The sequence below is a fragment of the Paenibacillus lentimorbus NRRL B-30488 genome, assembly GCF_000411595.1.
GTDB lineage: Bacteria > Bacillota > Bacilli > Bacillales > Bacillaceae > Bacillus > Bacillus velezensis.
This window is the reverse complement of record NZ_ANAT01000037.1, coordinates 1-9,629: the sequence shown is the minus strand read 5'-3', so window position 1 is coordinate 9,629 and position 9,629 is coordinate 1. Positions and strand designations below refer to the sequence as shown.

Sequence of the window (9,629 nt, the reverse complement as noted above, 5' to 3'; positions counted from 1 at the left end):
TTTTTTGTATTTTATTTTATTTTACCAAACAAAAGTTCCGTATTTGATGAAAATTGTAAAGTAATTTTAATATAAATGAAACTTAATGTAATATTTACCGTAATAAATATATGTATAAAGATACTTAAGGCGCCCTTGAGTGATAAATTATCTGATTTCTATCATATGTTTTGTCGATGATTGATAGAAAGACAGCAGGAGGAATTAGCTTTTGAAGTACGCATTTGCATATAAAAATCACAATATAGAAACGATCTTTTGCGGAAAAGACGAGCTGTTTGAGGAACTGAAACAATTTTTAATCACTCAATGCGGTTTAATCATTGTTGAGGTTTCAAGGGCTGATTACTATACGGAGCAGGAAATGAATCAATGGAATGACCGTTATACTCTGTGAATATGAAAAGAAACCGGCCGTGTGAGACCGGTTTTTGTATCATCTGAATCCGCTCGGAGCGCTGAAGCCCCCGGTATGGCCGCTGAAACCGCCTCCGAGCGCGCCGAGATGTGCCCCGGCGCCGAGGCTTCCGCCGACGTCACTGAAGGTTTGGCCGTAGTACCCGGATGTATAAGGGTACGGAACGAATTGCTGTCCGGCGAATGACAGTGTGCTTTGCGGGGTCTGCTGTCCGTATCCGGATGACGGGAATCCCTGCTGAAAAGAAGGCCCGCCTTGATATGGTGCTGTATGCATCGGGGCCGGAGGATAATAAGACTGCGGCGGTAAGACCGGTAAAGGCGGAAATCCAGGAGGCAGGCCCTGCATGCCTGATAACATCTTATTCATGACATCACTCATTTCTTACGAGATAAGAACAGTGTATGCGTATGTCTGTATAAAGAGCCTGTTCAATCGAACGGAATATCTGACAAGCATGCCGGAAGGACAGAGAAAAATCGCGTAATAAAATGTGACATATTCGTATATGAACGGAAAAATTTCATGTAATCTTGAGAGATTAATAAAAAATGATAAAAACTTTTAATATTTACAGATCCCTTTGTACCAGTAATGAAAGCGTATACAAAGTAGATTGATTAATCTAAATTGTCTAATAATTATAAAAATGCTGTTGACACTGTCTGCAAACGGGCGTAATATGAGTTCAAACAAAAATAAATAAATGATTCACGCTAAAAAGAAAAATCATAAAACAATGAAAAACAAACAAATGAAGGTTCTTTTTAATAAAAGAGCTGCCATAATAAAAAGCGCAGAAGAGGATAAGTAGCTTTGCTGAAGTTTTTCACAGAGAGCCGGTAACGCTGAGAGCCGGTAAAACAAATCAAAGTGAACTCCCCTCAGAGTGCCGGTCTGAAATGTAAAGAGTAGGACTCGGCCGAGTGAACGCAATGTTTACTCGTTATCAAAACGGATAATCATTATCCATGAGACGGTCTGCATATGACCGTAAACAAGGGTGGTACCGCGGAGAGCAAAGCCTTTTCGCCCCTTTTGGCTATCGCATGAAATGCTTGGCTGAATGTGGGTGGGAAGGCTTTTTTATTTGCGTCAGCCGGCGCTGCGTTTTATGAATTGGATTTTAGAAGGGAACATTGAAAAGGAGGAACTGAAAATGGGCACAAATGTACAGGCGGATTCTTTGTCTGCCGATTGTACAAAAACAATGAACGGGGCTCTGATGCTGATTGAATCATTAAAGAAAGAAAATGTCGAGATGATCTTCGGCTATCCGGGGGGAGCCGTCCTTCCGATTTACGATAAACTGTATCAATCAGGATTGGTTCACATCCTGCCCCGCCACGAGCAAGGCGCGATTCATGCGGCAGAAGGGTATGCGAGAGTCTCCGGAAAGCCGGGGGTTGTGATTGCTACCTCCGGACCCGGAGCGACAAATTTAGTTACCGGTCTTGCGGATGCGATGATTGATTCACTGCCGCTCGTAGTGTTTACCGGTCAGGTGGCCACTTCGGTCATCGGCAGCGACGCTTTCCAGGAAGCCGACATTTTAGGAATTACGATGCCGATTACGAAACACAGCTACCAAGTCCGCCGTCCGGAAGATCTCCCTCGTGTGATTAAAGAGGCGTTCCATATTGCCACGACGGGAAGACCGGGCCCGGTATTAATTGATATACCGAAGGATGTCGCGGCATTTGAAGGAGAATTCAGATATGATCACGAGATCAATCTTCCGGGTTATCAGCCGGTAAAAGAGCCTAACTATCTGCAGATCCGAAAGCTCGTGGAAGCTGTCAGCAGTGCGAAAAAGCCGGTTATTTTAGCCGGAGCGGGTGTTTTGCACGGTAAAGCTTCAGAAGATTTAAAAAATTATGCCGAACAGCAGCAAATTCCGGTAGCGCACACGCTTCTCGGTCTGGGCGGTTTCCCGGCAGACCATCCTCTTTTTCTGGGAATGGCGGGGATGCACGGCACATACACAGCGAATATGGCGCTTTATCACTGTGACTTGCTGATCAGCATAGGAGCGCGGTTCGATGACCGCGTGACCGGAAATCTGAAGCATTTTGCAAAATCGGCCAAAGTAGCGCATATCGATATTGATCCTGCTGAAATCGGAAAAATTATTGAAACGCAGATTCCGGTAGTCGGCGACAGTAAAATCGTCCTTCAGGAATTATTGAAACAAAACGGAAAACAGGGACAGACAGAGGAATGGAAACAGCAGCTTTCAGAATGGAAAGAAGAATATCCGCTTTGGTATACAGACAACAGAGAAGAGGGCTTGAAACCCCAAAAGCTGATTGAGTATATTCACCAATTCACAAACGGTGAGGCGATTGTGGCGACGGATGTCGGCCAGCACCAGATGTGGGCGGCTCAGTTTTATCCTTTCCGAAAGGCTGATAAGTGGGTGACCTCGGGGGGACTCGGCACAATGGGCTTCGGCCTTCCGGCGGCTATCGGTGCGCAGCTGGCCGATCGTAACGCCACGGTCGTTGCCATCCTCGGAGACGGCGGTTTTCAGATGACCCTTCAGGAATTAGATGTCATCCGGCAGCTGAATCTTCCTGTCAAAGTGGTTATCTTGAACAACGAATGTCTGGGCATGGTCAGACAGTGGCAGGAAATCTTCTATGAAGAACGCTATTCTGAATCCAAATTCCCGGCGCAGCCTGACTTTGTCAAATTGTCAGAAGCCTACGGCATTAAAGGCGTCCGGATTTCATCGGAAGAAGAGGCGGAAGAAGAGCTTAAAAAGGCGCTTTCATCAAAAGAACCGGCCGTTATTGACGTCCGGGTCGCCAAAAGCGAGAAAGTATTCCCGATGATTGCGCCGGGTAAAGGACTTCATGAAATGGTGGGGGTGAAACCTTGAAACGCATTATCACATTAACGGTGGTCAACCGCTCGGGAGTATTAAACCGGATCACCGGCCTGTTTACAAAAAGACACTATAATATCGAAAGCATCACTGTAGGCCACACGGAAACAAGCGGTGTTTCAAGGATTACATTTGTCGTCCATGTGGAAGGCGAAAATGACGTAGAGCAGCTGACAAAGCAGCTTAACAAACAAATTGACGTCCTGAAAGTGACGGATATTACAAACCAATCGATTGTACAGCGTGAGCTGGCATTAATCAAAGTTGTTTCCGCACCGTCGGCCAGAACGGAAATCAATGGAATCATTGAGCCGTTCAGAGCTTCCGTCGTTGATGTCTCAAGAGACAGCATCGTCGTTCAGGTTACCGGCGAATCTAATAAAATCGAAGCGCTCATAGAGCTTCTCAAACCTTACGGAATTAAAGAAATCGCGAGAACGGGCACAACGGCTTTTGCGAGGGGAACCCAGCAGAAGGCGTCATCCAATAAAACAATTTCAATTGTATAACACAAAAAAGGGAGAGATTAAAATGGTAAAAGTATATTATAACGGTGATATCAAAGAGAACGTATTGGCAGGTAAAAAAGTAGCGATTATCGGTTACGGTTCACAAGGTCATGCACACGCGCTGAACTTAAAAGAAAGCGGAATTGATGTCATTGTCGGCGTCAGACAAGGTAAATCATTTACACAGGCCCAAGAAGACGGTCATCAAGTCTTTTCGGTAAGAGAAGCGGCTGCCCAGGCTGATATCATTATGGTTCTTCTTCCGGATGAGCAGCAGCAAAAAGTATATGAAGCTGAAATCAAAGATGAATTGACGGCGGGCAAGTCATTGGTATTCGCACACGGATTTAACGTCCATTTCCATCAGATCGTGCCTCCTGCTGATGTGGATGTATTCCTTGTCGCCCCTAAAGGACCTGGACACCTTGTCAGAAGAACATATGAACAAGGCGCGGGCGTACCGGCATTGTTTGCCATCTACCAGGATGTATCAGGCGAAGCGAAAGATACGGCTCTTGCTTATGCAAAAGGAATCGGCGGAGCGCGTGCGGGGGTTCTTGAAACAACATTTAAGGAAGAAACGGAAACAGATTTGTTCGGTGAGCAGGCTGTTCTGTGCGGAGGTTTAACGGCGCTTGTCAAAGCGGGTTTTGAAACGCTGACAGAAGCCGGCTACCAGCCTGAACTCGCATACTTCGAGTGTCTGCACGAACTGAAGCTGATCGTAGACTTGATGTATGAAGAAGGGTTGGCCGGCATGAGATACTCTATCTCCGATACGGCTCAATGGGGAGACTTTGTATCAGGACCGCGCGTAGTTGATGCAAAGGTAAAAGAATCGATGAAACAAGTATTAACGGATATTCAAAACGGTACATTCGCAAAAGAATGGATCGTGGAAAACCAAGTGAACCGTCCTCGTTTCAATGCGATCAATGCAAGCGAAAACGAGCATCAGATTGAAAAGGTCGGCAGACAGCTTCGTGAAATGATGCCGTTTGTCAAACAAGGCAAAAAGAAGGAAGCGGTGGTCTCCGTTGCGCAAAATTAATGTTTTCGACACGACCCTTCGTGACGGTGAACAATCTCCCGGGGTCAACCTCAATTCCCGGGAGAAACTGGCGATAGCCAAGCAGCTTGAAAGACTCGGGGTGGACATTATTGAAGCGGGATTTCCCGCTTCATCCCGAGGTGATTTTTTAGCCGTGCAGGAAATCGCAAGAACGATTAAAAATTGTTCGGTAACAGGGCTTGCCCGATCTGTCAAAGGTGATATCGACGCAGCCTGGGAAGCGCTGAAAGACGGGACCAGCCCGCGCATTCACATCTTTATCGCCACCTCTGACATTCATCTGAAGCATAAGCTGAAAATGACGCGGGAAGAGGTTAAGAAAAAAGCGGTTGAAATGGTGAAGTATGCAAAAGAACGCTTTCCGATCGTTCAATGGTCGGCAGAAGACGCATGCCGCACCGAACTTCCGTTTCTGGCTGAAATCGTAGAAGAAGTGATTGATGCCGGCGCGAGCGTCATCAACCTGCCGGACACTGTAGGTTACCTGACGCCGGCTGAATACGGAAACATCTTTAAATATATGAAGGAACACGTTCCGAATATCAGCCGGGTAAAGCTCTCAGCCCATTGCCACGATGATCTCGGAATGGCGGTTGCCAACTCACTTTCGGCAATTGAGAACGGCGCTGATCAAATTGAATGCGCCATTAACGGCATAGGAGAAAGAGCCGGGAACGCCGCGCTAGAGGAAATCGCCGTTGCGCTTCATGTCAGAAATGACGCGCATCAAGCCGATTCATCTCTCAATCTTCATGAATTGAAGCGGACGAGTGATCTTGTCAGCAAACTGACGGGCATGGCCGTTCCCCGCAATAAAGCAATCGTCGGAGATAACGCTTTCGCACATGAATCCGGCATTCACCAAGACGGTTTCCTGAAAGAAAAATCAACATATGAAATCATTTCACCGGAACTTGTCGGCGTGACTGCTGATGCGCTCGTACTCGGAAAGCATTCCGGACGCCATGCGTTCAAAGACCGCCTGAATGCGCTTGGATTCCAGTTTGATAGTGAGGAAATCAATAAATTTTTTACGATGTTTAAAGAACTGACCGAAAAGAAAAAGAAATCACCGATGATGACTTGATTTCTCTTATTTTAGAAGAAAAAGTGACGGACAAAAAAATCGGCTATGAATTTCTGTCTCTGCAAGTGCATTACGGGACGTCTCAGGTGCCGACTGCAACAGTCTCTTTGAAGAATCAGGAAAACGAACAGCTGATGCAAGAGGCGGCAACGGGGGCGGGCAGCGTAGAAGCCGTTTATAATACGCTCGGGCGCTGCATCGATAAAAATATTGAACTGACAGACTACCGCATCCAATCCAACCGGAAAGGCGAAGACGCGCTGGCTCAAGTTTATGTCAGAGTGACCGTGAACGGAAAAGAAACATCAGGGCGGGGAATCGCGCAGGATGTTCTGGAAGCTTCTGCTAAAGCTTATTTGAACGCCGTGAACCGGCAGTTGGTGCTGGATTGCAATTTAGACGGATTAAAGAGACGGACTGCGGTCGGCTCGTAATAGAAAGGAGAACGTTTGATTTGAAAAAACGCATTGCTTTGCTTCCCGGTGACGGAATCGGACCGGAAGTGGCGGAATCAGCGGCAGATGTATTGAAAAGCGTTGCCGAACAATTCGGACATGAATTTGAATTTGAAAACGGACTGATCGGGGGAGCGGCCATTGACGCCCATCAAAACCCCCTTCCTGAGGAGACGGTGGCTCTTTGTGAAAGATCCGACGCCATCCTGCTCGGGGCAGTCGGCGGACCGAAATGGGACCAAAATCCTCCGGAGCTCAGACCGGAAAAAGGCCTGCTCGGCATCAGAAAAAAACTCGGCCTGTTTGCGAATCTGCGTCCCGTGACCGTATTTGAAAGCTTGTCTGAGGCGTCTCCGCTGAAAAAAGAATATATCAGCGGCGTCGACTTTGTAATCGTCAGGGAACTGACGGGCGGCCTCTACTTCGGAGAACCGAGCAGACAGTATGTCAATGAAGCGGGAGAAAAGGAAGCGGTCGATACCCTTTTTTATAAGAAAGAAGAAATCGCACGCGTTGTCAGAGAAGCTTTTAAGATGGCTGCCGGCAGAAAAGGAAAAGTGACGTCCGTTGATAAGGCAAATGTGCTTTCTTCAAGCAGGCTGTGGCGGGAAACGGCAGATGAAATCGCAAAAGAATTTCCTGATGTGACGCTTGAACATATGCTTGTCGATAATGCCGCGATGCAGCTCATCTACGCTCCGAGCCAGTTTGACGTCATCGTAACTGAGAATATGTTCGGCGATATTTTAAGCGATGAAGCCTCAATGCTGACAGGCTCGCTCGGCATGCTGCCGTCAGCCAGTTTATCAAGTTCAGGTCTTCACTTGTTTGAACCCGTGCATGGATCTGCGCCTGACATCGCCGGTAAAGGGATGGCCAATCCGTTTGCGGCGATTTTATCAGCGGCGATGCTTTTGAGAACATCTTTCGGACTTGAAAACGAAGCGCAGGCGGTGGAAAAAGCGGTCGCAAAGGTGCTTGCAGACGGCAGCCGTACACGTGATATCGCCCGGGACGGCCAATATGCCGGAACGCATGACATTACTGAAAAAGTAAAAGCCGCATTAGCCGGCTCGAATACAAAATCTATAGTATGACGCTTTAAAGAAAGCGGTCTTAGTTCATAGGTAGAGGGAGGAAACAAAGATGATGCCTCGAACAATCATCGAAAAGATTTGGGATCGGCATGTTGTAAAAAGCGGTGAAGGAAAACCCGACCTTCTCTATATTGATCTGCACCTCATTCATGAGGTGACGTCTCCTCAGGCGTTTGAAGGGTTAAGGCAGAAGGGAAGAAAGGTCAGACGGCCGCAGAACACATTCGCGACGATGGACCACAATATTCCGACCGTCAACCGTTTTGACATTAAAGATGAAGTCGCAAAGCGCCAAGTAACCGCGCTTGAACGAAATTGCGAGGAGTTCGGCGTCCGTCTTGCGGATCTTCACAGCGCAGACCAGGGGATCGTTCATGTAGTCGGGCCTGAGCTTGGTCTGACACTTCCGGGAAAAACGATCGTTTGCGGAGACAGCCATACATCGACTCACGGCGCGTTCGGAGCGCTTGCCTTCGGTATCGGCACAAGTGAGGTGGAACATGTTCTTTCCACACAGACATTATGGCAGCAACGGCCGAAAACCCTTGAAATCCGCGTTGACGGAACGCTCCAAAAAGGAGTGACAGCGAAGGATGTCATCTTGTCGGTCATCGGAAAATACGGGGTGAAATTCGGTACCGGATATGTCATTGAATACACCGGGGAAGTATTCAGAAACATGTCTATGGACGAACGCATGACCGTCTGCAATATGTCAATAGAAGCGGGAGCACGGGCGGGACTGATCGCTCCAGATGACACGACGATTGAATACTGTAAAAACCGTAAATACGCGCCAAAAGGCGAGGAATTTGAAAAAGCCGCCGCAGAATGGAAAGCGTTAAAAACCGATCCGGGCGCCGTATACGATCATTCCATCGTGTTAGACGGCAGCGAGATTTCTCCAATGGTAACATGGGGCGTCAATCCCGGTATGGTTCTTCCGGTCGATGCCCAAATACCGGCGCCGGAAACGATTGATTCTGAAGACGGTAAAAAAGAAGCCATCCGCGCGTACGAATACATGGGAATCGCGCCGAATCAAAAAATTGAAGATATTAAAGTCGAACATGTATTTATCGGCTCCTGTACAAATTCGCGGATGACCGATCTTCGCCAGGCTGCGGATATGATCAAAGGCCGAAAAGTCGCCGACAGCGTCAGAGCCATTGTGGTGCCGGGTTCTCAAAGCGTGAAACAGCAGGCCGAGGAAGAAGGGCTGCACCGCGTGTTTCTCGAGGCCGGCTTTGAATGGAGAGAATCAGGCTGCAGCATGTGCCTCAGTATGAATAATGATGTCGTGCCTGAAGGGGAACGATGCGCTTCCACTTCCAACCGCAACTTCGAAGGCAGACAGGGAAAAGGCGCGAGAACACACCTTGTCAGTCCGGCGATGGCGGCAATGGCGGCCATTCACGGGCATTTCGTCGATGTAAGAAAGTTTTATCAAGAAAAACAGTTGTGTAAGGAGTGCGCGAAAAGATGGAACCTTTAAAAACGCATACGGGAAAAGCGGCCGTCTTAAACCGGATCAACGTCGATACGGACCAGATTATTCCGAAACAGTTTTTGAAAAGAATTGAAAGAACCGGATACGGCAGATTCGCGTTTTTTGATTGGAGATACCTTGAGAACGGTGAGCCTGATCCTGAATTTGAATTAAACCGCAAAGTCTATGAAGGCGCGTCCATATTAATTGCCGGAGAGAATTTCGGCTGCGGATCATCCCGTGAGCACGCTCCTTGGGCGCTGGATGATTACGGCTTCAAAATCATCATTGCTCCGTCATTTGCCGATATTTTTCATCAAAACTGTTTTAAAAACGGTATGCTTCCCATCCGTATGCCGTATGATCAGTGGAAAAAACTCGCCGGCCAATATGAAAATCAGTCTCTTAACATGACGGTTGATTTGGAAAACCAGCTCATTCATGACAGTGAAGGAAAAGAGATTTCATTTGAAGTCGATCCTCACTGGAAGGAAATGCTGATTAACGGTTATGATGAAATTTCATTAACGCTTCTGCTGGAGGACGACATTCAGCAGTTTGAATCGAAAAGAAGTTCATGGCTTCAAGCCTAAAAAAAGCCGCCCGGCATCT

8 protein-coding genes, 1 pseudogene and 1 other annotated feature are annotated in these 9,629 nt (G+C 47.4%); of the genes and pseudogenes, 8 read left to right on the top strand and 1 reads right to left on the bottom strand.

Annotation, left to right across the window (positions count from 1 at the left end):
* Positions 1-211: 211 nt before the first annotated feature.
* On the top strand, positions 212-397 hold the full coding sequence (locus D368_RS17460) for a hypothetical protein (RefSeq protein WP_007408136.1): 186 nt from the start codon (positions 212-214) through the stop codon (positions 395-397).
* A 39-nt stretch (positions 398-436) separates the two neighbouring features.
* On the opposite strand, the gene D368_RS17455 is transcribed toward D368_RS17460, so the two are convergent.
* Positions 437-787, bottom strand: coding sequence for a DNA helicase (locus tag D368_RS17455; protein WP_101562324.1), 351 nt, complete (start codon positions 785-787; stop codon positions 437-439).
* A gap of 419 nt (positions 788-1,206) precedes the next feature.
* Positions 1,207-1,458 (top strand) — a binding site (T-box leader).
* Between the two features lie 119 nt (positions 1,459-1,577).
* Between D368_RS17455 and ilvB the strand changes: the two genes are divergently transcribed.
* From ilvB to leuD, 7 genes and pseudogenes are all read left to right on the top strand, one after another.
* Entirely contained in the window at positions 1,578-3,302 is a 1,725-nt protein-coding gene (ilvB, locus tag D368_RS17445; RefSeq protein WP_071392563.1) for an acetolactate synthase large subunit, read from the top strand.
* The gene (gene ilvN / locus D368_RS17440) at positions 3,299-3,817 is read left to right on the top strand and encodes an acetolactate synthase small subunit (RefSeq protein ID WP_003152598.1); all 519 of its coding nucleotides are present in this window, start codon (positions 3,299-3,301) and stop codon (positions 3,815-3,817) included. Before ilvB ends, ilvN begins: the two co-directional genes overlap by 4 nt.
* Positions 3,818-3,839: 22 nt before the next feature.
* Positions 3,840-4,868 (top strand): ketol-acid reductoisomerase, encoded by a 1,029-nt coding sequence (ilvC, locus tag D368_RS17435; RefSeq protein ID WP_007408142.1) that lies wholly within the window; start codon positions 3,840-3,842, stop codon positions 4,866-4,868.
* Positions 4,855-6,410, top strand: a pseudogene (locus D368_RS17430) (2-isopropylmalate synthase). Before ilvC ends, D368_RS17430 begins: the two are co-directional and overlap by 14 nt.
* A 20-nt stretch (positions 6,411-6,430) precedes the next feature.
* Positions 6,431-7,528 carry a 3-isopropylmalate dehydrogenase gene (gene leuB, locus D368_RS17425; protein ID WP_003152604.1) on the top strand — a complete coding sequence of 366 codons (1,098 nt, stop codon included), beginning with the start codon at positions 6,431-6,433 and terminating at the stop codon, positions 7,526-7,528.
* A gap of 49 nt (positions 7,529-7,577) precedes the next feature.
* The gene (leuC, locus tag D368_RS17420) at positions 7,578-9,023 is read left to right on the top strand and encodes a 3-isopropylmalate dehydratase large subunit (RefSeq protein WP_128575015.1); all 1,446 of its coding nucleotides are present in this window, start codon (positions 7,578-7,580) and stop codon (positions 9,021-9,023) included.
* Positions 9,011-9,610 (top strand): 3-isopropylmalate dehydratase small subunit, encoded by a 600-nt coding sequence (leuD, locus tag D368_RS17415; RefSeq protein ID WP_007408146.1) that lies wholly within the window; start codon positions 9,011-9,013, stop codon positions 9,608-9,610. The genes leuC and leuD overlap by 13 nt, the downstream gene beginning before the upstream one ends.
* Positions 9,611-9,629 lie beyond the last annotated feature (19 nt).

Excerpts from the sequence above, each read along its gene's own strand:
- leuC (WP_128575015.1), top strand. The coding sequence starts at position 7,578 with ATGATGCCTCGAACAATCATCGAAAAGATTTGGGATCGGCATGTTGTA.
- leuD (WP_007408146.1), top strand. The coding sequence starts at position 9,011 with ATGGAACCTTTAAAAACGCATACGGGAAAAGCGGCCGTCTTAAACCGG.
- ilvC (WP_007408142.1), top strand. The coding sequence starts at position 3,840 with ATGGTAAAAGTATATTATAACGGTGATATCAAAGAGAACGTATTGGCA.
- ilvB (WP_071392563.1), top strand. The coding sequence starts at position 1,578 with ATGGGCACAAATGTACAGGCGGATTCTTTGTCTGCCGATTGTACAAAA.
- D368_RS17455 (WP_101562324.1), bottom strand. The coding sequence starts at position 787 with ATGAATAAGATGTTATCAGGCATGCAGGGCCTGCCTCCTGGATTTCCG.